This window comes from Paenibacillus thalictri, from assembly GCF_004307995.1.
Taxonomy (GTDB): domain Bacteria; phylum Bacillota; class Bacilli; order Paenibacillales; family NBRC-103111; genus Paenibacillus_AF; species Paenibacillus_AF thalictri.
On the sequence record NZ_SIRE01000033.1, the window covers coordinates 29501 to 52659 of the forward strand.

The 23159-nt window shown below is 46.2% G+C and carries 18 protein-coding genes; 14 read left to right on the forward strand and 4 right to left on the reverse strand.

Features of this window, described 5'->3' with window-relative positions; translation table 11 throughout:
• Window positions 1-81 precede the first annotated feature (81 nt).
• From EYB31_RS33800 to EYB31_RS33810, 3 genes are read right to left on the reverse strand one after another with little or no spacing between them, the layout of a single operon-like run.
• Window positions 82-723 carry a ThuA domain-containing protein gene (locus EYB31_RS33800; protein WP_131018000.1) on the reverse strand — a complete coding sequence of 214 codons (642 nt, stop codon included), beginning with the start codon at window positions 721-723 and terminating at the stop codon, window positions 82-84.
• A 37-nt stretch (window positions 724-760) separates the two neighbouring features.
• Window positions 761-1492 carry an SDR family NAD(P)-dependent oxidoreductase gene (locus tag EYB31_RS33805; RefSeq protein WP_131018001.1) on the reverse strand — a complete coding sequence of 244 codons (732 nt, stop codon included), beginning with the start codon at window positions 1490-1492 and terminating at the stop codon, window positions 761-763.
• Window positions 1493-1539: 47 nt separating this feature from the next.
• Window positions 1540-2523, reverse strand: coding sequence for a hypothetical protein (locus EYB31_RS33810; protein ID WP_131018002.1), 984 nt, complete (start codon window positions 2521-2523; stop codon window positions 1540-1542).
• A gap of 143 nt (window positions 2524-2666) precedes the next feature.
• Here EYB31_RS33810 and EYB31_RS33815 point away from each other — a divergent pair, with 143 nt between their 5' ends.
• On the forward strand, window positions 2667-3533 hold the full coding sequence (locus EYB31_RS33815) for a helix-turn-helix domain-containing protein (protein ID WP_131018003.1): 867 nt from the start codon (window positions 2667-2669) through the stop codon (window positions 3531-3533).
• Between the two features lie 88 nt (window positions 3534-3621).
• Window positions 3622-4611: an L-glyceraldehyde 3-phosphate reductase gene (gene mgrA, locus EYB31_RS33820; protein WP_131018004.1), complete on the forward strand. Its 990-nt coding sequence runs from the start codon at window positions 3622-3624 to the stop codon at window positions 4609-4611.
• Here the strand turns inward: mgrA and EYB31_RS33825 are convergent, their stop codons facing one another.
• Window positions 4612-5448, reverse strand: a complete 837-nt coding sequence (locus tag EYB31_RS33825) for an AraC family transcriptional regulator (protein WP_131018005.1) — start codon at window positions 5446-5448, stop codon at window positions 4612-4614.
• 157 nt (window positions 5449-5605) lie between these two features.
• Between EYB31_RS33825 and lacZ the strand changes: the two genes are divergently transcribed.
• The 12 genes from lacZ (at window position 5606) to EYB31_RS33885 (ending at window position 23119) form a co-directional block, all read left to right on the forward strand.
• Window positions 5606-8749 (forward strand): beta-galactosidase, LacZ type, encoded by a 3144-nt coding sequence (gene lacZ, locus EYB31_RS33830; RefSeq protein ID WP_131018057.1) that lies wholly within the window; start codon window positions 5606-5608, stop codon window positions 8747-8749.
• Window positions 8750-9061: 312 nt separating this feature from the next.
• Entirely contained in the window at window positions 9062-9979 is a 918-nt protein-coding gene (locus tag EYB31_RS33835; RefSeq protein ID WP_240763148.1) for an ABC transporter permease, read from the forward strand.
• A 40-nt stretch (window positions 9980-10019) separates the two neighbouring features.
• Entirely contained in the window at window positions 10020-10904 is an 885-nt protein-coding gene (locus EYB31_RS33840) for a carbohydrate ABC transporter permease (RefSeq protein WP_131018006.1), read from the forward strand.
• A 109-nt stretch (window positions 10905-11013) separates the two neighbouring features.
• Window positions 11014-12723, forward strand: a complete 1710-nt coding sequence (locus EYB31_RS33845) for a type 2 periplasmic-binding domain-containing protein (protein ID WP_131018007.1) — start codon at window positions 11014-11016, stop codon at window positions 12721-12723.
• Between the two features lie 106 nt (window positions 12724-12829).
• A complete protein-coding gene (locus EYB31_RS33850; RefSeq protein WP_165452756.1) occupies window positions 12830-14278 on the forward strand; it encodes a response regulator transcription factor in 1449 nt (482 codons plus the stop codon).
• Window positions 14279-14330: 52 nt separating this feature from the next.
• Window positions 14331-16070, forward strand: coding sequence for a sensor histidine kinase (locus EYB31_RS33855; protein ID WP_165452757.1), 1740 nt, complete (start codon window positions 14331-14333; stop codon window positions 16068-16070).
• A gap of 25 nt (window positions 16071-16095) precedes the next feature.
• A complete protein-coding gene (locus tag EYB31_RS33860; RefSeq protein ID WP_131018010.1) occupies window positions 16096-18123 on the forward strand; it encodes a hypothetical protein in 2028 nt (675 codons plus the stop codon).
• Window positions 18104-18406 carry an FAD-dependent oxidoreductase gene (locus EYB31_RS33865; protein ID WP_131018011.1) on the forward strand — a complete coding sequence of 101 codons (303 nt, stop codon included), beginning with the start codon at window positions 18104-18106 and terminating at the stop codon, window positions 18404-18406. The genes EYB31_RS33860 and EYB31_RS33865 overlap by 20 nt, the downstream gene beginning before the upstream one ends.
• A 141-nt stretch (window positions 18407-18547) precedes the next feature.
• A complete protein-coding gene (locus tag EYB31_RS33870; RefSeq protein WP_131018012.1) occupies window positions 18548-19291 on the forward strand; it encodes a FadR/GntR family transcriptional regulator in 744 nt (247 codons plus the stop codon).
• A gap of 251 nt (window positions 19292-19542) precedes the next feature.
• Window positions 19543-21000, forward strand: a complete 1458-nt coding sequence (locus tag EYB31_RS33875; protein ID WP_206105518.1) for a sugar ABC transporter ATP-binding protein — start codon at window positions 19543-19545, stop codon at window positions 20998-21000.
• Complete coding sequence (locus EYB31_RS33880) at window positions 20997-21992, forward strand: ABC transporter permease (protein WP_131018014.1); 996 nt, start codon at window positions 20997-20999, stop codon at window positions 21990-21992. The genes EYB31_RS33875 and EYB31_RS33880 overlap by 4 nt, the downstream gene beginning before the upstream one ends.
• Before the next feature lie 47 nt (window positions 21993-22039).
• Window positions 22040-23119, forward strand: coding sequence for a substrate-binding domain-containing protein (locus EYB31_RS33885; protein WP_165452758.1), 1080 nt, complete (start codon window positions 22040-22042; stop codon window positions 23117-23119).
• Window positions 23120-23159 lie beyond the last annotated feature (40 nt).

Consider the following 23159-nt stretch of genomic DNA (forward strand, 5'->3'; position numbering starts at 1 on the left):
GCTGCATCAAAACCAAAGGAAAGGCTGCTGGTATGATCGGCAGCCTTCATCGCGTTAAGGGGCTATATGTAATGACAAGTTTCAGGAGGAGCGGGCGCCTGCCGCCCAACCGGCTGCGGAACGGATCCACTTCTCGTAGGCCTCCGATTGGAAGGAGGGCGGATGATGGCCAGGCATCAGGTAAACGACCCGGCCCAAGCCATACGGGCGTACCCAGGCTGCAGGCCATTCCTTGCCTTCGTGAGCGTACGTCAAGAGCAGTTCGAGCGGCGCGAACGGGTCCAACTCGAAACGGTAAGGTTCTTCGTCCATCACAAACGGCTCCATTCCCCTCGTCAAGGGGTGATGGCTCTCCGTTATCGTGAAAGGGAGTGTGGTGTAAGCCGGGTGCCCTGTGAATCGGGCTCCGATCAGCTGGCTTAACTCCGGGCTGCCTTGCATGGAGATGCCGTTATGGATGGCGAGCAGGCCGCCGCCTCTAGCAACGAATTGAAGCAGTCCGGCCGTTTCTTCGGCCGCAGGTGTCTTTCTCCAGATATCCAGGTAGGAAACGATCAAGCGATAGGGCTGGAGGATCTCCAGCTTCAGGTGAGAGGTGCCTTCTAGCGCTGTCACTTGAAAGGACGCCCCGAGAATATCGATAATACGCTCTTGCACCACCCGCAGGGGATGGTGCGGAGCATCGTCGTTATTGCCAAGAAGTAAGGTATGAATCATTGCCATAAGAATCCGTTTCCTTTCGAAAAGTTGTCGTCCAGCCTTACCACGGCCAATGTTCCCCTTGGTAATCGATTAACGCCAGCGCCTGGTCCGGCCAATCGGGGCTGAGCCTCTGCTCGAGGAGGCCGAGAATGTGCTGTGCGGATTGCTCCGGCGACAGCTTGGCGGATGTATCCAGCTTGCCCTTCATGAAGGTCTGCACATGCCCGGGATACACAACCAGCACTTTGCCGCCTTGCGGGGAAATCTGGTTATGGATCAGCTGGGATTGCATGTTGAGCGCAGCCTTGGACATGCAGTAGGCATACCAGGCTGTCCGCTTGCAGGCTCCGATGCTGCCGGCCTCGGATGAAATGTTCACGATGATCTTGTCGGTGCTCTTTAAAATAAGGTCAATCAGTCCGTTCGTCATACGCAATGCGCCCAGCGTGTTCACGCGGAACACCTGCTCTATGTCTGCAAAATCCAGCTTATCTTGAATGGTTGAGGTAATGTTTCCGAGAATGGCTCCATTATTTATGAGCAAATCAAGCTGCTCCGTTTCGGCGGTCACAATATGCAGCGCTTCCGCCACACTCTTCGCGTCGCTGATGTCCAAACGAATAGGGCGCAGCCGCTTGCCATAGGCCGCCTTCAGCTCCTGCAGGGCTTGACATTCTTCCGCATACTGTCCTGCCCATACATGATAACCTTGCGCCAGCAGTCCTTTGGCCAAAGCGAGGCCAAGCCCCCGGTCCGCCCCGGTGACGAGGGCCCAACGATTGTTTTCCATAGCTGCAGCTCCTTTATTTTATTTGTTTCATTGCACATTATAAAAACTTAAATAAACGGACGCCGGTCTAAAATCTTCCGCAGCACACGGTCCGCAGTGACCCGTTCAGGCATTACTGACTGCACGAGGGCTAGCGCACAAACCGTGCCGCACAACGAATGTGTATCTTCAAACAACGCATCTTCGGGGCCATCAGATAGGGCCGTAATGCTGCTTAGGAGATGACTGCCAATCGCTTGTATCATGGAATTCAGTTCGTTTTCCCGATGCCGTGTTTGTTCAGCGGCACTTATCAAGGTGTACAATACATCCAGCTCCACGAAGGCCAACGCGCCGGCTTTCAGTGGGATCTGCCCGTCATTGTGCATAGCCAGGCACGTATCGATCCACTGATTCGGGTATCGCATAGGACGCTTGCGGTAGTTCTGATTGAACAAATAATGAAAAGAGCTGGCTAAATGATGAAATAGCGGAGCTCCATTGTGAATGGCTCCTTTCCTCCAAAGGCCGGTTTCCGGATCAGCCTCTTGATCAAGCCATTCGAAATACCACTGCTCCCATTCGCGGTCAACCTCGCCGGCCAGCACCATCGCAGCATAAATGCCTGCGCCTTTGTGCGATTCTCTCCAAGGCAGATGTGCCCAGTCGAGACTTTCCATCCAGGCATGAAGGCCTGCGCGGCTTTTGACAGTATGAAGGCCCGTTAAAGGATGGCAGGGTTTACTGTCCAGCAGTTCCAAAGCGGCAATGGCGTACGCCGTCCGGTGGACGGGATGATGGCTGGCGGCGCTAAAAAAGCCGTCCTTGGGCTCTTGAAAGCTTTGCAGAATCTTCACCAAATGTTGATGCTCGCTGCTGCCCGCTTCCGGCAGTTCGCCCAGCGTGTATAGCAAAATGACGGCATCTGCGGTTCCGTACAAATCTGCTGCGAGAGGATCAGAGAGCTTTTGGCGGTAGCCTCCCAACTGACCGGTTCGGTGAGCTTCGATGGTGCGGCGTACTTTTTTTAGAAAAGGTTCGATATGAGTCATGAAGGTATGCCTCGCTCTACAATGAATTTGAGTTGAGTTGATTTCATTCTAGTTCAAATCGGTGGTGACAGATATGATAAAATGGAAGCACTATATAGCATAAAGACATATTTCTCAACAGCATTGAAGGGGGAAGACGGACGTTGACCAAACATAAAATTGCGCAGTACTCGATTCAGTCCCAGCAGGATATCCAATTTTACTACACGGGTACGGAGCAATGTATCGCAGGTCAATCTTGGGGGCCTGCCATTAAGCAGTGCTATAAAATATTTTATATTCATAGCGGCAAAGGCATTTATCGCACCGTTGACAGAACGTATCACTTATCCAAGGGACATGTGTTTCTGCTTTCGCCGTATGTCGTTTCTTTTTTTCAGGCGGACGGGGAGGAGCCGTGGAATTTTTCATGGGTCGCTTTCGGCGGCGGCATCGTTAAAGATTACTTGCGGCAGGCCGGCTTTACGCCCGAGAATCCGGTTATTTCGAGCGATCGGGAGCAGGAAATTCGGCAGTGCTTCAACCGGCTGTTTGACGCGAATCAACGGTATTACAGCAAGCCGCTGCAGTTGACTTCGGCGTTGTATGCCTTTTTAGCTCTTGTGCTGGAGTCATCTGAAAATGAGCCTGCAATCTTGCAGAACAGCAACATAAAGGACGTGTACGTGGCGCAAGCCATTTCTTTTATGAAAAACAACTACACCCGAAACATCACGATCGAGGAAATGGCGCAAACGCTGGGGCTGAACCGGAAATATCTCGCGAGCCTGTTTAAAGCTGCCATGGGCATGCCGCCGCAGCATTATTTAGGCGAGCTCCGGTTGAGCAAAGCGTGTGGGCTGCTGACGGATACTTCACTTTCGATAAAGGAGATTGCATATTCGGTGGGGTATACGGGGCAACTCCATTTTACGCGGATGTTCAAGAAAATGTATGGCATCTCACCTAGTCAATACCGGGATAGCGGGCATGGGATTGGAGCCGGCCCGTGCGAAGAACGGACTATGTAACAAAAAGAAAAGAAATGATAACATTTTTGTCGATGAACTGGTGCTATACAATATAATGGCGTACACAGAGAAAGATGGAGGTTATTTTATGAGCTATACGCCAAAAAATGAACGATATTCCTGTATGAAGTATACAAGGTGCGGAAATTCAGGCCTCAAGCTGCCTGCTATTTCTCTCGGTCTTTGGCAAAATTATGGAGGCGTGAATGCAATTGAAACTCAACGTGAGATGCTGCGCTTAGCTTTCGATCTTGGCATTACCCACTTTGATCTAGCCAACAACTACGGCCCTCCCGCAGGATCCGCAGAAGAGAATTTAGGCAGAATACTGAAAATGGACTTCGCCGCTTACCGTGATGAATTGATTGTATCCACCAAAGCAGGCAACCCAATGTGGGACGGCCCCTACGGAGACGGGGGCTCAAAGAAACATATGCTGGCCAGCCTTGACCAAAGCCTGAAGCGAATGGGCCTTGAGTACGTTGACATTTTCTATTCACACAGATCAGATCCGGAGACACCCTTGGAAGAAACGATGCGTGCACTTGATATGGCAGTAAGGCAAGGAAAAGCGCTATACGTAGGATTATCCAATTACAGCGTCGAGCAAACCCGCATGGCTTCCGCTATTTTGAAAGATCTGGGCACCCCCTGTCTGATCCACCAACCCAAGTACAATATGTTCGACAGATGGATAGAAAACGGGCTGCAGGATGTACTGAAGACGGAAGGCATAGGCTCTATAGCCTTCTCGCCTTTGGCCAAGGGACTGCTGACCAACCGTTACCTCAACGGAATTCCGGCTGATTCCAGGGCAGCAAGTTCCAGCCGGTCGTTGAACGTCAACGCGATCACGGAAGAGATCATGCTTAAGGTCTTACGTTTGAACAACATTGCACTAGAGCGCAATCAAAGTCTTTCTCAAATGGTTCTGGCATGGGTGCTTAGAGAGGGACGCGTCACCTCGGCTCTAATCGGCGCAAGCAAGGCAAGCCAAATTGAAGACAACGTTGCAGCCCTGAGTAACCTGGATTTCAGCCAGGAAGAGCTGCTGAAAATTGAGGAAATATTGAAATGATTACAACGAATTTCTAAAGTTCCTTGGCGAACAACCCTTGATCTTCTTAAACACTTTGGAAAAAAGAAACGGGTCATCGTAACCGATACTTCGTGCAATGTCTCCAATGGACAATGCAGGGTTGGTCATTAATTCGCAAGCTTTATTTATTCTGTAGTTGACTAAATACTCCTGAGGGGAAACTCCTGAAATATTTTTGAAAACCGTGGAAAGATACTTCCTATCCAGTCCGACAAAATTGGCTATTTCGTGAATACTCGTTTTGTTGGAATAATTTCTGTGGATGTAGTCAATTGCTTTTTTAACATACAACTCCTTGGTATGTTCAGATTTGATTTCGCCGGACGAATTTTCAATCAGTATGGAGAGAAGCTGGAACAGCAAGCCGGTAAACATAATATCACGACTTTGGATGATCGTTGAAAGATGGATCATTTTATCGATTAATTGTGCCAATTGGTCATCATACGTATGGGTAAATATCGGATTGGCACTATTTAACTGGGCGCGATTTAAATATTGGGCTGCATCAATGCCGTTGAAACCCCAAAACGTATAGACCCAAGGATCATCTTCGTCGGCTCTATAGTAGCAAATATCATTTGGACTTATCAGAAAACCCTGACCTGCCATTAATGAATACGTATCTTTATTTAATTGGAAAATCCCTTTTCCTTTCATGATGTAATGGATAAAGTAATGATCTCTTGCAGCGGGACCATATTTATGTCCAGCCGGACATGTGTGATAGCCCCAATAATATGGCGTAAGCCCTACATTTGAATCAATGTAACTTGAACTGTTGACAATGATCTTCTCTGGTAGTCTATCCATCATCTTTTCCTTTCTTGTATCTAATTAAAGACATTATACCATCTATTATGGCCGCAGCTCCATTTTAATAAAGGACCGCAGATTTATAAAATAAGCTTTTAATCGAAGCCTTTTCGAGGAAAAACAAAAGTACAAGTTAGATGGGAGTGCTGGATTGAACATGATAAATGACTGGGAAAATCACAAGCTGCTGCATCGCAACCGGTTGCCTGCAAGGACTGCATTCATACCGTTCAGTGACGACGAAAGTGCTTTATGCAATGAAAGGGAACTGTCTCCTTGTTTTAGGTCGTTAAATGGAAATTGGAAATTTAATTACGCCCCGACGCCTGCGCACGCACCGTCCGCTTTCCATCTGGAAGCCTTCGACGCGAGCGGCTGGGATGATCTTGCTGTGCCATCCTGCTGGCAGATGCACGGCTATGGACGACCGCATTACTCGAACGTCGTTTACCCGTTCCCGGTTGTGCCGCCGCTTGTGCCGACCGAAAATCCGACGGGCTCCTACCGCCGTGAATTTGTAGTCCCGGCTGGCTGGAACGGACAGCGGATTACGCTGCATTTTGAAGGGGTAGACAGCGCATTTTTCGTCTGGGTAAACGGACAGGAAGCCGGCTTCAGCAAGGGCAGCCGCCTGCCTTCGCAGTTCGATATTACCGACCTTGTCCACGAGGGAACAAACGTCCTTGCCGTTCGCGTCATGCAGTGGTCGGACGGCTCTTATATCGAAGATCAGGACATGTGGTGGCTGAGCGGTATTTTCCGCGACGTGTATTTGACGGCTGCGCCACAAACGCACTTATACGATTATTCCGTTCGTACACAGCTGGATAACGCATATCGCGATGCATCTCTTGAGGTCAGTTTAAGCTTGCGTAGTGTGATCGCAGCAAGCCAAGCCGTGCGAGTCGAATTGCAGCTGCTTGATGCGTCCGGGGGACAGGTTGCAGACGGTTATGCAGAGGAAACTATAGCTGGCGATGCACTGACACAGGATCACTCGGCGGTATTTACGCTTCCTGTCGATAATCCTAGGAAATGGTCTGCGGAAGAGCCGTATTTGTACAAGTTATTGATCCGTGTAATTGGCGAAACTACGCAGGTCATATCAGCGCGTGTTGGGTTCCGCAGTGTGGAGTTGAAGGGCGGCGTACTGTTGGTAAATGGGATGCCAATTAAGTTCAAGGGGGTTAACCGGCACGATCATCATCCAGACCTTGGACGTACCGTACCGCTTGATTGGATGCGCAAGGATATCCTGCTGATGAAGCAGCACCATATTAACGCTGTCCGTACTTCGCATTATCCGAACGATCCGCGCTTCTACGACCTGTGTGACGAATACGGCCTTTACGTCATTGACGAAGCCGATCTGGAGTGCCACGGCTTCCATCGGACTGACAATTCCAATCAGTTAAGCGATGATCCGGATTGGGAAGCTGCTTATTTGGACCGGATTGAACGAATGATCGAACGTGACAAAAATCATCCCTCGATCATTCTTTGGTCGCTTGGCAATGAATCGTATTATGGCTGCAATCACACAGCGATGTACCGATGGGCCAAGGAACACGATCCCACACGATTGATCCACTATGCGGAAGATAGAGAGGCTGCGACCGCCGACGTATTCAGCACGATGTACAACAGGATTTGGCAGCTGCACGAACTTGGCCAGCGTGAAGATCTCGACAAGCCCCACATCGTTTGCGAATATGCACATGCCATGGGTAACGGTCCAGGCGGCTTGAAGGAATATTGGGACGTCTTCTACACCTATAAGCGGCTGCAAGGCGGTTTCGTATGGGAATGGGTCGATCAAGGCATTCGGCAATGGACTGCTGAAGGCGAACCATTTTTCGCTTATGGCGGTGATTTTGACGACCACCCGAACGATTCGAATTTCATCATTGATGGTCTCGTTAACCCGGATCGCGTACCGTCTGCGGGGCTGCTGGAGTTAAAAAAGGCGATGGAGCCGGTTGTGATCGAAGCGGCGGATTTGCAGGCGGGCCAGGTAAAGCTTACAAATCGATACGATTTCTTGTCCCTGGATCATCTGCGTCTTGTATGGCATGTCATGGCGGACGGAAAAGTGCTAAGCTCGGGCACAAGCGAGCTGCCCGATATTGCTCCGGGCTGTACGGACACTGTGCATATCAACTATGCGCTGCCGGATCGGCTGCAGCCGGCAACCGATTACTGGTTGAACGTCAGCCTGCTGCTTGCCGCGAATACAACTTGGGCCGAATCGGGATTCGAGGTTGCGTGGGCCCAGTTTGAACTGCCGAATCATTCAACGCTGCAACATACGGTTGATCTATCCGCGTTTGCTCCGTTGTCCGTGATAAAAAACGGCGTGATGCTGGAGGTGCGGGGAAGTGATTTTGAGCTTCAGTTTGACTGTGTTTACGGCGTTATCGCAGACTGGAGACATGCCGGCATCCGTCTGCTGGAGGAAGGGCCCAGGCTCGATCTGTGGCGCGCTCCGACGGACAACGATATGCGGCCGATCGGCGACTGGAGGACCTATATCGACAATGACCAAAGAGCGACGGTCGTATGGAAGAAATGCGGGCTGCATTGGCTGCAGCACCGCGTCATGAGCGTGGACTGGAGTCGTAACGGCAGCGGAACGGTCGTGACGGTCACCTGCAGGGTACGTGTGGCGCCGCCGATTCTGAAATGGTCGGTCGACACGTTGTATACTTACACGATTTATGCCAATGGGGACGTGATGGTCGAGGTGGACGGATCGATCGACGGCAGCGGCGCTCCGGAGACGTTTCCCCGCATCGGGCTGCGGATGGCGCTGCCCAACGATTGCGAACGGGCCGAATGGTATGGCCGCGGCCCTGGCGAAGCGTACGCCGACTCGAAGATGGCGGCAAAGTTCGGCGTCTACCGGAAAACCGTGAGTGAGCTGTTCACCGAATACATCGTGCCGCAGGAAAACGGCAACCGCGCCGATACGCGCTGGCTCGCTTTGACGAATGAGCAAGGAGCGGGGCTGCTGGCGGCAGGGTCACCGCAGTTCGATTTTACGGCAAGGCGTTATACGAGCGATGACCTGGAGAAAGCGCGGCATCCACATGAACTGAAGGAGCGCGACCGGGTGTATCTGCATCTCGATCTTGCGCAGAACGGCCTCGGCAGTGCCAGCTGCGGCCCCGGCGTGCTCCCGCAGTATTTGCTGAAGGCGGAGGCCTTCCGCTTCCAAGTCCGTCTTACGCCGAGGACAGCTGGGGCGGGTTCATCTGCGCAGCTTGCTAAACGTCAGCCTGAGGCACACGGACAGTTGTAATTGACTAACGTCCCTCAGCGTGGTTGTGTACCGGTTGCGAGTCCCGTACCCATCCCCACCCACGCGCCAAAAGTAACTCAACGCACATAAAGGACCGTCAGGGTGATTTTCCCCTGACGGTTTTTCTTACATGCATGAAAACTGGTATCCAGACCTGCCATTAACGAACATATTCCATAAAAGAGACGATATTATTACATTTTTCTTCATGAATTTATACCTTACAATAAAAATATCAAGTGACACTAGATTCGAGATAACACATTCAATCGAGGACCCGAGTCTGAGCTAACGTTGTAGGAGGAATACCAATTGACAAATAGTGAGAGAATACACAGAAGAATCAGAGTGAAAGAAAACATCCCGTTGTATGCCATGCTGCTATTACCGCTCTTGTTCTTTATTATTTTTTGTTATGTGCCGATGCTGGGTACGGTGATTGCTTTTAAAGATTACAGATTTATTGATGGCATTATGGGAAGCGAGTGGGTAGGGCTTCGGAATTTTAAAATGATATTTGCACAGCCGCAGACTCTAGAAGTCATTAGAAATACATTTGTGATCAGTTTGCTTACCGTTGTTGTATCATTTCCATTCCCGATTATTTTAGCCATTCTTCTGAATGAATTGAGAATCAAATGGTTCAAAAAAGCATCGCAAACAGTGCTTTATTTGCCTCACTTTTTCTCTTGGATCATCGTAGGGGGCATCATTATTAATATTTTCTCCGTTAATCGGGGTCCGATCAATTTTATGATTGAAGCTTTTGGCGGGGAACCCTTCCAGTTTATGTTTAATCATACGGCATGGATGTCCATATTTCTAGGAAGCGGGATATGGAAGGATACCGGATTTAACGCCATTATTTACTTAGCTGCACTATCGAGCATAGATCCTACCTATTACGAGGCGGCGGTTGTAGATGGCGCTAATAAGTGGAAGCAGATTACGAAGGTGACGCTTCCATGTCTGTACCCAACGATCATTTTAACGTTAATATTAGCTACCGGTAAAATTATGGAAGTCGGATTTGATCGCATTTATGTGCTCAAAAATCCAATGGTCAGGGACATTTCGGAGGTCGTGGCCACATTTATTTATGATGTGGGCATTCGTTCAGGGGATTTCAGTTTAACTACGGCAATGGGATTATTCGATTCTGTCATCAGTTTGGTGCTTGTGCTGCTGGCTAATCGATTAGCCAAGATGTCAGGAAATGCATTATTCTAATCAACCGGCAAACTAGACACATGAGGGAGAGGTCAGGCAATTGAAAATTTCGACCGGAGAAAAAGTGTTTTATAACGTGAACAACATCTTGATTTTTATTATATCGCTGACGTGCCTGCTGCCGCTCTTCTATATCATTGCTACTTCATTCAGCAGCGGCTCGGCGATTGATGCGGGTAAAGTCTATCTATGGCCGGTTGATTTCACACCGGCTGCTTATAAAGTGCTGATTGTATCTACGGATTTATTTAAATATTTTTGGAATAGTGTTGTTGTAACCGTGCTGGGGACTGCACTTAGCATGATTTTTACGATACTCTGTGCGTATCCTTTATCTAAGAAGAAATTGTTTGCTAGAAAGAAAGTGACCTTCTTTATCGTTTTTACCATGCTGTTCAGCGGCGGTTTGATTCCAACTTATCTGCTGGTGAAATCGCTTGGATTGATGAACTCTTATTGGTCCATTTGGTTAACAACCTTGATTAGCCCTTATAATATGTTGATCATGAAGTCATTTTTTGAAAATATATCCGAAGAGCTGGAAGAAGCGGCTCGAATCGACGGTTGTTCCGAATGGCGGATTTTACTTCAGATGTATCTTCCGCTTTCCAAAGCTGTGCTTGCGACTTTGTGCCTCTTCTACGGGGTAACGTACTGGAACATGTTCCTGAAAGTGCTGATGTATATTAATGATTCCAAGGGTTATACATTACCCGTTCTCATTCAACAGATGGTTTTCCAACTGGAGCAAATCAAACTTGGTACTAATGCGGATCTGAATGCGATATCGGGTTCAGGCGAGGTCATTTCGGAATCCGTTAAATCCGCAGGTGTTGTTGTATTGATATTGCCCATGTTAGCTGTATACCCGTTTCTGCAAAAATATTTTGTAAAAGGTGTTATGTTAGGGTCAGTTAAGGGTTAGATAAGACGTAATGTAAAGAGTACGAAAACCATTTCGTATTCTTCACATATATCGAAAGCGGTTTCAATGTATACTATTTTTTCAAAAAAAAGGGAGGCACTAAAGTATTATGAAGAAGAAAAAATCTCGAGCTCTAGTTGCATTATCGCTCACGATGGCCGTTTCTGTTGGGCTTGCAGCATGCGGCTCACCTAGCCCGGCTAAAGATGAGCCCAAAAAGGATGGCGCGGCAAGCGCAGCCTCTAATGGTCAAGTGAAAAAAGGTAAAATTTCCGTTATGGTTTATGATCGTGGACTCATTCCAGCATCAGAAGGCACTTATGATAATAATCGCTGGACCAAATGGATTCAAGAAAATGCGCCGTTTGAAGAAGTGAAATTTATCGTAGTACCTAGGACAGAAGCCGTACAGAAGATGAACATGCTGTTTGCAGCCGGAGAGGGCCCGGATGTCGTAGCCAATTATGAAGATCCCATTCCATTTATAGCGAAAGGACAAGCTTTAGAAATCACAGATGATTTGTTAGCCAAAATGCCCAATTACAAAAAGGTTTTGGATAAATACCCGGCACTTCAAAAGCTCACGACCGTAAACGGTAAACGTTACACCATCGGCACAGTATCGCCTGTGTCACCCAATCATGCGGCGGTCATCCGAGCCGATTGGTTGGAAAAGCTGAATCTGCCTATGCCCAAGACACCGGAAGATTTGCTTGCTGTTGCCAAGGCGTTCACAGAGAAGGATCCTGATGGAAATGGAAAAAACGATACCTATGGAATTACTTTAAACCAGGATTCGCAGAGAGTGCTTTCTCATATGTTTGGTTTCGGCAATCCGGAGAAATATGCGATCCAGGATGGCAAGCTGACATTTGTCTGGGATCGAATCCAAGATTGGTTAAAGTTTACGAAACAAATTGCGGATGCGAAGGTTGTGGACCCGGACTTCTTACTTGATAAAGGGGATAAAGCACTATCTGATTTCACGAATGGCAAGATTGGCATTTTCCTTACAGGGAAGTTTAGTCAGCTGAATTCACCTACTTTTGCGAATTTCAAAAAGAGTAATCCAAATGCCAAACTGGATACATTTGATTTACCGGCGACAAAATATGGCACTTTTGAAGGATATATCAATGGCGGACCATCTGCCGTAGGTTTCATTAATGCAAGCACCAAAGATCCGGATGCCGCAGCTAGATACATTAACTGGTTAAACGACCCTAAAGTTTCCGACTATTTGGTGAACGGTCCGGATGGCGTTTATAAAAAGCGGGATGCGGAAGGTACTGTAGTTGTAGTGGATCCGGAGAAAAATAAAATTGAATACGATTATGCAACAGACTATAGTATCATCAGAAATTATCAATTAGACGGAGGCACGGCAACTTATAGTCCGCTAGCCAATGAATATTATAACTCGTATTTAAAATCAAGTGATCCTACTTTACAAGAGTTTGGAGATTTGTACTTTAAGATGGCGCAAGTTGCCAATAAACCTGGCGCCATTGATCCAAGAAAATGGCAGCAAACCTTGCCGGCACTTGCCTCTGATTTGCTTTTGAAGAAAACAAACGGAGGAAAAGCCGTAGACGATATTCTCTTAAAAGCTCTTGCACAACCCAACGTGACGGCAGAGAAAGCTGTTGCAGATGCAAAAGAGGCTTGGAAAAAAGCTGGCGGCGAAGATGTAGATACCTTCTACAATGATTATTATCAAAAAAATAAAGATAAGATGTTATCGCCGGAAGATTTCGAAAAATTAAAACTTACGCCTGAATTGTTGCCTGCCGCAAAGAAAAATTCTAAAATTAAATAAAAGCGGTTATGTTATATTGTAAGTAGTTATGAAAAAGGGAACTCTTTGTCCGAGGATAAAGAGTTCCCTTTCCAGATACTATCGGCAGAAATGTGGTGGATCCTCTATGTATCGTGTAGTCATCGTTGATGATGAACCTTGGGCTTTAATCGGCATCCGAAAATTAATAGAGCGCAACGGGAACCGATTTAAAATTATTTGCGAAACAACAGAGCCGGCCACAGCTCTAGAGGTCATATGTGAACAATCCCCTGATGTTGTCTTTACGGACATTCGAATGCCTGACATGACGGGGATCGAGTTGATGAAAAGGACGAGGGGCCAAGGGGTGGACGTTGATTTTGTTGTGATTAGCGGATTTGCAGAATTCTCCTATGTGCAGCATGCGCTGCAAGAAGGTGCGATGGACTATCAACTAAAGCCTTTGGATATGGAAAAAGCGGAGGAGATGCTGGATAAGCTTTATCGAAAGCTGGAGAACAAACGCAGCACCAATGATTTGAGTTTTTACATTTCCCTGCTGGAAGAATACGAAGATAGCCAGCTGCTTTTGAACACTCGGTTTCGCGATAAACCTTACAAAAGATATCAGGTTGTAACGGTATATTTTAAAAACGCTGAATATGATGATGTGGCTATATTAGAATTAACAAGTAAAGCGCAGCTCACAACCTTGAAATTAGGCCCCAAAAAATGTGTGTATATTATTAATAGTGATGAAGATCAAAGCGAGTTGATCTATCGTAGTCTTATTTCCAAAGAAGATGTCGTGGACAGGGCGGGGATTAGTTTATCCAGTGACGGGTCTGACCATGTTTCCATGCTTTTAAAAACTTCGGATATCGCGAGCAATGATTGTTTTGTAGATCGTTCAAAACGAATTTCACAATACAGCAAGGGTAAAAAAAATCTTGTCAAACAATTTGCTGAACAAATTATAATAGCACTTGAACGAGTTCAATACAAGACCATGAAAGATATGACAACGGTGATAACCGCTTTTTTTAGTACAAACCATTTGGGCATTGAAGATGCGGTGTTTTTGTGGAATGAAATGGTTATGCAAATGTCCAAAGACGGTGATAACAACAGTCGATTATTGGATTTTGAGTTTCTAGAATATAGCGAAATGAAAGAAAAATTTATAAATTTGGAAGCGATGGGCGAATATATATTTGAACAGCTTTCCTATCTTGACCGGGATCAGCTTGGAGATGCTAATAATAAATTTAAAGAACTGCTGCAATATACTAACAAACATTTTGATGAGGAACTGTTTTTAAAGGATTTATCCTCGAAATTTTTTATTAATGTAAGTTATTGTTGTGAATTGTTTAAAAAGGTTACGGGTATGACGTTTTCACAATATATGACGGATTTGCGGATGAAAAAGGCTGCTGAACTGCTTCAGAATAGTAACTTGTCTATTGCAGATGTATGCAAGAGTGTAGGTTATAGTGATTATTTCTATTTTAATAAAGTATTTAAACGGAATTTAGGGTGTACACCTTCCAAATATCGTAAAACAAGTGGAGATATGAATGCGCTTAATTAGCAATCTGAAGCTGAAGCACCAAATATCACTTCTTATACTCATCGCCCTGATTATGATGATTTTAATACAAAGCATGTTTAATGTGTTCTTTAATTCGCTTACTCGGGACAGAGCGGCGAAGTTTGCAGAGAATTTCATGGAGCAGGTAGCGCTAAATGTGGATACGATCGCAAGGAGTGTAGAGCGGGATTCCATTACGATTAGTTATAATAAATACGTGCAAGAACTGATGGTCTCGGATAATATCATTCGGAATACGGAATTAAATGACTATGTTTTTGATATTTTTACGCTGACCAGGTCATCCAATCAAAATATTTATAGCATCGTTCTCTTAAATAATAAAGATAGGCAAATTTCCGACTCGGTTCATTATAACAATGATATTTTGAAAACGTTGGGGAAAATATATAATTTCCGAAGCGATGAATTTAAAAAGTCTGTATTTTCCTCGATTGTCAGAGACAGCAGCGATACGTTCTATTATTATTCTTATATTTCACCTATCCTGTCTTCGATCGACAATTCCAAAATCGGAAGCTGCATTTTTCTTCTAGATACGAGGGAATTAGAAAAATTGGTAAACAGAACGGAATTAACGAAAAATTCGCTTTTTCTGATCCTTGATTCCAACAATCGGGTGATTGTCAGCAATAAAGGGCTTAAAGCAGGCGACATCTATGAGAATGTATTTTGGCAAGAAGGCGTAAGCAGATCGGCCAAAGATGAAATTGTGTATGAAGGTAAGAAGTCACTCGTTCAATATAAGAAAATCGAAAGCACGGGTTGGAAAGTCATCAGTGTGCTTCCTATTTCGGAGCTTACAAGCGATATGAAACCTATTGTCTCCTTGGGCATCTGGTTGGGCGTCATCATGATTATTTTGTTGACGGCTATAGGCAGTCTATTTATGTACAATACAACCCGGCCGATCATGCTCATCGTAAGGTTCTTGTCCAGGGTGGGGGAACGCAATTTAAATTATCGGTTGAAAATTCCATCCACCAATGAAGTGGGTATTATTGCTACTCATATCAATCAAATGCTGGACAACGTAGAAGAAATGACTCGCAATATCGTTGAAAATCAATCTTCCCTCTATGAAGCGGAATTATCGAAGAAGCAAGCGAAATTATCGGCGCTGCAAAGCCAAATTAATCCGCATTTTCTTTATAATACGTTGAACTGCTTGAGCAGCATTGGACTAGCCTATGATATAAGCGAGGTCGTCAGTATATCGTCCGCTATGTCGAGAATATTCAGATATAGCATCAAAGGCAAAGACATGGTGAGTATTAAGGATGAAATGAGCTGTATTAAAGATTACTTGTTAATTATGGACATCCGCTACAAGGGGAAATTTGAGATCGAGATTCAGATGGAAGAGTCTTTTCTGGAGATGAAAACGTTGAAAATGATTCTCCAACCGATTGTGGAAAATGCGATATACCATGGTCTGGAGATGAAAAATGGGAAAGGACACCTGTCCATTCACGGTTTTGAATCTGAGCATGGCTACTTGCAGATCGATATCGAAGATAATGGAGTGGGCATGACCGACAAGCAATTATCCGAATTACACAAAGGGATTCGGGATGACGAGAATATGGAGCTGTTTGGCACGGATAAACAAAGCATCGGGCTTGCAAATATTAATAAGCGATTAAAGCTGCAATTCGGATCGCCGTATGGTCTGGATGTGGTCAGCGAAGCGGGTATAGGAACAAAAGTTACCGTCAGGCTGCCCGTTATTGAACCAACAGGTAAAATAAACCTGCTGCCTAGCCATTAATTGGGAAAGTTGGGAGAACCGAAATATGGATTTATACGTAACCCGAGAGGGTAAATGTCAGGTGAGTATTGAAATTTGCTATACCAGCGGCATCATTACGAATAATGCTGCCCAATTGTTAGTAGAAGAATGGAGGGAAACGTATCAGATTGAAAATATCCAGTTCAACGCGGAGCCAGGCCAAGGTAACCGAATACGAATTTTTGAGCCTGAAGCGATAGAAGGTCGGAATGAGCAGACGTTTGTTATCCAAACGGTTATGAAAGATGGATATTTTCAAATCGATCTATCTGGCGCTAGTGAACAGGCCATCTTATATGGCATATGCGAGATTCTTGATCAGTCGTATGTCCTGGATCATGAAGTGCGATTACCCCAATTAAATATGACATCTACACCGGATATCAAAAGAAGAGGCGTAGAGAGACATTGGGGCCCTTCTATGACAACAATGGAGAATCTGCAAGAGAACCTCAAACTGATTAAACTTCTAGCAAGAAAAAGAGTGAATCATCTGATGTGGATCGATAGTTGGATTAGTATGAGCTGGTATCCATTCCTTGATTTTAGATATTTCCCCAAATTGAAAAAAGCGGATTTGGAAGGCAAGATCAAACTTGCCAAGGAGTGTCTTCGTACAATCATCAATGAGGCGAAAAATTGGGGGATGGACTTTTACTTGTCCTGCACCGAGTTTAATATCCCCAAAGACCTTCTCAAGGTACATCCCGATATGTTTTATCGAAACCCGAATACGGGTTTATATGTGCTGCGTTTAGACAGTGAAGATACGTGGCTTTTTTATAAATCCAAAATCAGAGAGGTCATGGAAGACTTCCCTTCCCTTTCCGGTATTGAGTTATGGACGGGAGAAGCGATGGAAATATGGCAATGTTATCGTCCGGACACGGACACAAGGTCGATTGGCGAACTTTTCCTGGAGATGTACGATCAGGCGCTTGAGGCGATGGATGAAGCGGGAAGAAGCGATGCGAGAATCATCTGTTCCAGCTTCACCCATCATCCGGAATGTGAAAAGATATATGAAGATATTCTCGGCAGACTACCTGAACGTTGTGATTCACGAAGTAAAATGCAGGTAGAGGATTTCTACCGGTTTCATTCTCCAGCGACGCTTCCAGGCCGGCTTTCTCCAGGCAGGGAGTGGGTCGAGTTTGATCTCGGGGGTGAATATCGGGGCGATTGGGCCGGGTGGATCACTTGTGCGCTTCAATTCATACCGGATCGAATGAGATATTACTACGACAAAGGAATCAGTGGTTTCATGTGCAGGATACGGGGGTATACCCTGGGTCCTAACAGCAAGTTTGTCGGAGATTATGCCGTTCTGAGGGGCGTGCAGTCGATTAAATACGATGTTTATTTCAAAACCTGCTGGGATATGAATATCCCGTTGGCCGATGTATGGCGTTTGTGCAAGCGAAGGGGATTTCCCGATGCCATGCTGGAATTTTTCCAATTGTCGGAAAAGGTAGCCGAACAAGCGCAGTATACGAATGAATCCATCGTGAATAATTTCCATTCTTCATTTATCGGGTCGATCGAACGATACGAATGGCAGTTGGAATATGCAGATCATCCCTACAATACAGCGGGTATGGAAAGAAAATGGATTTTAGAGCCTAGCGAGGAACACCTATCGCTCATCTTGGATGAAAAGGAACAGGCCATTCATCATGTTCTGAAAATGAGCGACATTCTGGAGCAATGCAAGCAGGAGCTCTTCGAAGAGGACTATGCTGCTTTAAGGACATGTCTGGACTATCAAATACAGGTCGTGAAAGTGTTTAAAGTGCATACCGAGATGTTCTTTAGGTATCGGCTGCTCATGCTGACAAAGCTGGAAAACCGGCATGAAATGCTGCTGGATTGTATGAGAAGGTGTGAACAGGAAGTTGCGCTGCTTCGACAACATGATGAAGATCAAGCCAAGCATGCATATGCCTTGATTTCGGACATCAAGTGGCGGCTAAGCTGTGATATGCAAAAATATTATCATGAATTAGCCTACCATGGGGTCTGTAGGGTGTAAGCTCCTTGGCGACGCGGCCCATCTGATGTCTCCTTTCATGGGGGAAGGCGTAAATCTCGCGATGCTGGACGCTTTGGAACTTGCGTTGTCGCTTGTTCGACATGGCGATTTCGAGGAGTTCCTTCGCGCCTATGAGCAAAAGATGTACGAGTATTCGTCTCCCATGGCGACCATGTCGGACGACAGTCTAAAGCGTTTCTTTGGCGATGATGCCGCCGCGCGGGTTCGCGATTGGTTCGAGCAGATGGAGAAAGAACACGAAGAAGCTCAAGACGAGACTTGAGGGAACTTGTAGAGCATTGTTGCACCCGTTAGGAGTTACACATCGTAACTCCTATTTGTGTTTTTTGTTTGCATTGACTGTGTGCATTGTCTAGCTTACAATTAATTGGTGAACCAATTTACCAAATAGAGAGGAATCTTTATGGCTACAGACGAGACCATTCCCTTTAAATTTAATCCAATTGAAAGAAAAACGATTGTAACGGAGATTACAAAAAATTTGCTTGATTATTTATTATCTGGTCAGGTGAAGCCCGGGGACAAAATTCCAACAGAACGTTCGCTATCCGAAGCGCTTGGCGTAGGCCGATCGTCTTTGCGTGAGGCGTTAAAGGCGCTCACCGTGCTAGGCTTGCTGGAAGTACGTCAAGGAGATGGCACCTATCTCAAAAGGGCTGACTCGGATTTGCTACCTCAGGTGATCGAATGGGGGCTGCTGCTGGGTGAGAAGCAGACGTTGCATCTGATTGAGGCCAGGGAGAAGATCGAATTGATGCTTGCCGGAATGGCTGCGGAACGCCGTCAGGAAAATGAGGTGTTGGAGCTAAAGCAAATCCTTGAACGGATGAGAAACAGCACCGGGAATAGCAAGGAGTTCGTTGAAGCTGACGTAGCTTTTCATCTGAAGCTCGCGGAAATGGCTAACAATACTGTGCTGCGCGATATTTTATCAAGCATTCAGGCGTTATTGCGAGCTTGGATCCGAAGCGTTATCGAAGCCGCAGGCAACGCGCAATTCTCCTACGATGAACATCTTCCCATTTACTTAGCCGTGGAAAAAGGGGATGCCCAGGCAGCTGTTGAAGCTATGGCATCTCATATGAATTCCGCTTCCAGCCGGTTGAAGCTGAATTTAGCTGCCGCGGGCAATGAATCGTTAAATTAATAGCAGGCCTCCGGAATGATCGTTAAAGAACGATACTCCGGGGGTTATTTTTTTGCTAAATTAGGCATTGACGAAATCTAATTTAAGGAATAATATATCAATTGGTAGACCAATTAACCAATATAAACTAGAAATCAGATCAGAAAGAAGGGATGCTTATGCTTCTGGCACAAGGGGATACAACAAACTCCTCTAAGCGGCCAAGATTGAGAGCGCTATCATTATGCAAATCATTCCCTGGGGTGATTGCTTTGAACCAGGTATCATTCGAGCTGCAGCCGGGAGAGGTTCATGCATTATGTGGAGAGAACGGTGCGGGCAAATCAACGTTGATGCGTATTATTGCAGGTGTGGAGCATCCTGATGACGGCGAGCTTAGTCTGGATGGTGTACCGATTACGCATTTCGATGAGCACAAGGCAAATGTATTAGGCATCGGTATGGTGCATCAAGAGAGAAGTTTGGTTCCCGGTTTATCTATCGCCGAGAACATCTTCGCTGCACGTCAGCCTTTAAATCGGTTCGGCTTGATTGATAAGAAGAAGATGAATCAGAGGGGGGCAGAGCTGCTCAGTGCATTAAAGCTGGAAGTAGATCCGACACGCCTTGTATCGACCTTGTCTCCTGCGCAGCAGCAAATGGTAGAGATAGCGAAGGCGCTTTCGCATGATCTGAAGCTGCTGATTCTAGACGAGCCTTCTGCCGCGCTGACCATCGCCGAAACTGAAGATTTATTTGAGGTCATTCGGCAGCTGACTCGTCAAGGCGTATCTATCGTATACATCTCACATAGGCTGGCTGAAGTATTCACGATTTCCGATCGCGTTACAGTGATGAAGGATGGAGAAGTGACAGGCACCTTTAACACCAACAGTGTCACCGAAGATCAATTAATTAAGATGATGGTCGGAAGAGAGCTGACGATGGAGCAGGATCTGAGACGGGTGCAGGAAAACGCGGAGGTGGTCCTTGAAGTAAGTGAGCTCAGGTCGGCCCCCGCTGTTCAGAATGCATCGCTTCAAGTAAGAGCCGGGGAGATCGTTTGCTTAGCAGGTTTGGTCGGTGCAGGACGAACGGAATTGTGTGAAGCATTGTTTGGCGTAAGGGAGTATACACGTGGGGAAATCGTTATGAATGGAACGGCGCTTCGAATGAAGAGTCCTTCCGATGCGATGAAATACGGTATGGGCATGGTTCCCGAGGACCGCAAGGAAGGTGGTCTCTTTCTGGAAATGAGCATTATGGAAAATATCGTTTCCTCCAACTTATCTTTGGTTAGCAGCGGAGCCATCGTATCTTCATCTAAAAGCAAAGCGCTTTCCAAGCTGTTTGTCGATAAACTTCGAATTGCCACGCCGTCGGTCTCACAAAAAACAGTTAACTTAAGCGGTGGCAATCAGCAAAAAGTGCTGTTGTCGAAATGGCTTGCCCGTAAACCGAAACTTCTTATTATCGATGAACCTACCAAGGGAGTGGATGTGGGGGCCAGGTCCGATATATACGCCGTACTCAGAGAACTGGCTGCCAGCGGAATCGCCTTATTGGTGGTATCTTCAGATTTACCCGAGGTGTTAAGTTTGGCGCATCGCATTGTAGTGATGTCCGAGGGTAGAACCGTAGGGGAGCTTGACGCATCCGAAGCTACCGAATTGTCCATTTTAAAGCTAGCCTCGCCTGGCTCCATACGAAAGGAGAAACGAACTTCATGAGTTTAGTTAAAAATATGCAGGACCAGGTCAGCGCACAAGTAGGGCCGAAGGAAATGCTCTTGTATGTGCTTCGTTCCAGACCATTGGTTTTATTAGTACTTATCGTCATTCTTTCCATATCCATGGCTATGCAAACGCCGAATTTCCTGTCATCGGCTAACTTGTCCGCCGTATTGCTGAACGCCTCCCAATCTGGAATTATGGTTGTTGGCATGACTATTTTGATGGTCGGAGGTGTGTTCGACTTATCGATTGGCTCCACATTAGCCTTATGCGGCGTTGTGACCGGCTATTTAATCGCCAAGCAATCCGTACCCCCGACGGTTGCCATTATTATCGGACTGCTTGTCGGTTTAGCCGCAGGTTTTATTAACGGCTGGATCGTGACAAGGCAGAAGATTAACGCCCTGATTACAACGCTTGCTACCATGAGTGTGTATCGCGGAATTACCCAGCTGATCTCTGGGACAGGGGTTTCACCGATCGACAAGACTTTTGCCAAGGTCGGCCAGACTATGTTTCTTGGTTTTCAAACTCCGTTCTGGTTTATGATCATCATCGTAATCGTATTTTCCTTTGCGGTAAGCAAAACGCGGTTTTTTCGCCAGTTTTATTATGTAGGCGGCAATGAAAGAGCGGCGAAGCTTTCCGGCATTCGATCGGAAAATGTCATGCTGATCGGCTTCATGATCATGGGTGTTCTCGCTGCGATGTCGGGAATATTGGGCGCTGCTCGACTGAACTCTGCTGTTGTGAGCGCCGGAATCGGAGTCGAACTGCAGATTATTACGGCTGCTGTATTGGGCGGAGCCAATTTGAAAGGAGGGGAGGGTACTGTACTCGGAGCATTCCTTGGGGTGTTGTTCATAGCTTTAATCCAGAATGCCATGATTATTCTGAAGCTTAACGTCTTTTGGCAAAATATTGTTATCGGTATTGTATTGCTGCTTGCGGTTTCATTAGACCGATGGAAACAAAAAACAAGGGCGTAACCACTAATAATACTTTCGTTTATAAAATTTATGGGAGGCAATTGAAAATGAAAAAAAAGCTGAATATGAAAAAAATGAGCGGTTTGTTGTTTTTGGCCTTATTAGCGGCCCTTACACTTAGTGCCTGCGATTCCGATACTCAAACTGCATCCAACTCAAATGTAGATAAATCCGGTTCTGCAGATGGAGCTTCTGCGAGTACAGCAAAGTCTTCCGGGGCCGCTAAGAATGAAACTTACTATTGGATTTCACAAAATTCAACCCTTCCTTTATTTGTGGCAAACGATTACCCCGGGTTGGATCGAGCTGCCAAGGAGTTGAACATTAAAGTGGAGAAGGCTGGTCCCACGAATATTGATTTAAGTGCCTTCATAGCGACCATAGACCAAGTATGTGCCCAGAAACCGGCAGGAGTTACTGTTGTAGGTTGGGATCCCGCACTGACTGAAGCTGTGAACCGCTGTATGGATCAAGGGGTACCTACAATTACCGACGATGCGGATCTGCCTAATTCCAAACGCTTCTCCTTCGTTGGAACCGATTGGTATGATATCGGGGTGCAGCAAGCCAAGGCGATGGTAAAAGCAACAGGAGGCAAAGGCGAAATTGCAACCTTATCGATGGTGAACGCAGATAATATGAAACGGGCTGTAGCAGGTTTCACAGATACGCTGAAAGGAACGGAACTGAAAATTGTAGCCCAAGAAGACGATGGAGGCGATTCTTCCACGGCTGCTTCTAAGACTGCCTCATTATTAAGCGCTTATCCGAATTTATTAGGAATTGCCGGTTTTGATTCCGAGAGCGGCGCAGGAATTGTCAGAGCGTTAGAGGAAGCGGGTAAAGTGGGCAAGGTAAAGGTAACAGCGATGGAACAAACGCCCGAGTTTCTCAATACGGTCAAAGAAGGCAAAGTAGATGCAATCATTATTCAGAAGCGAGAGTTGTTTACGTATTACGCAATTAAAACGTTATATGATTTCAATCATAACGGGTTGTCGGTAAATGGTTTGACAGGCTGGGAAGCAAACCCTGTGCCGGTTAATATTAACACAGGTTTGCTTGTAGTCACTAAGGATAATATCGGCAAACTTCTTGATGCCATGACGAAGCGCAATACGAAATAATATTGACCTAGGAATCAATTTTTTTTATAATCAAAATTGG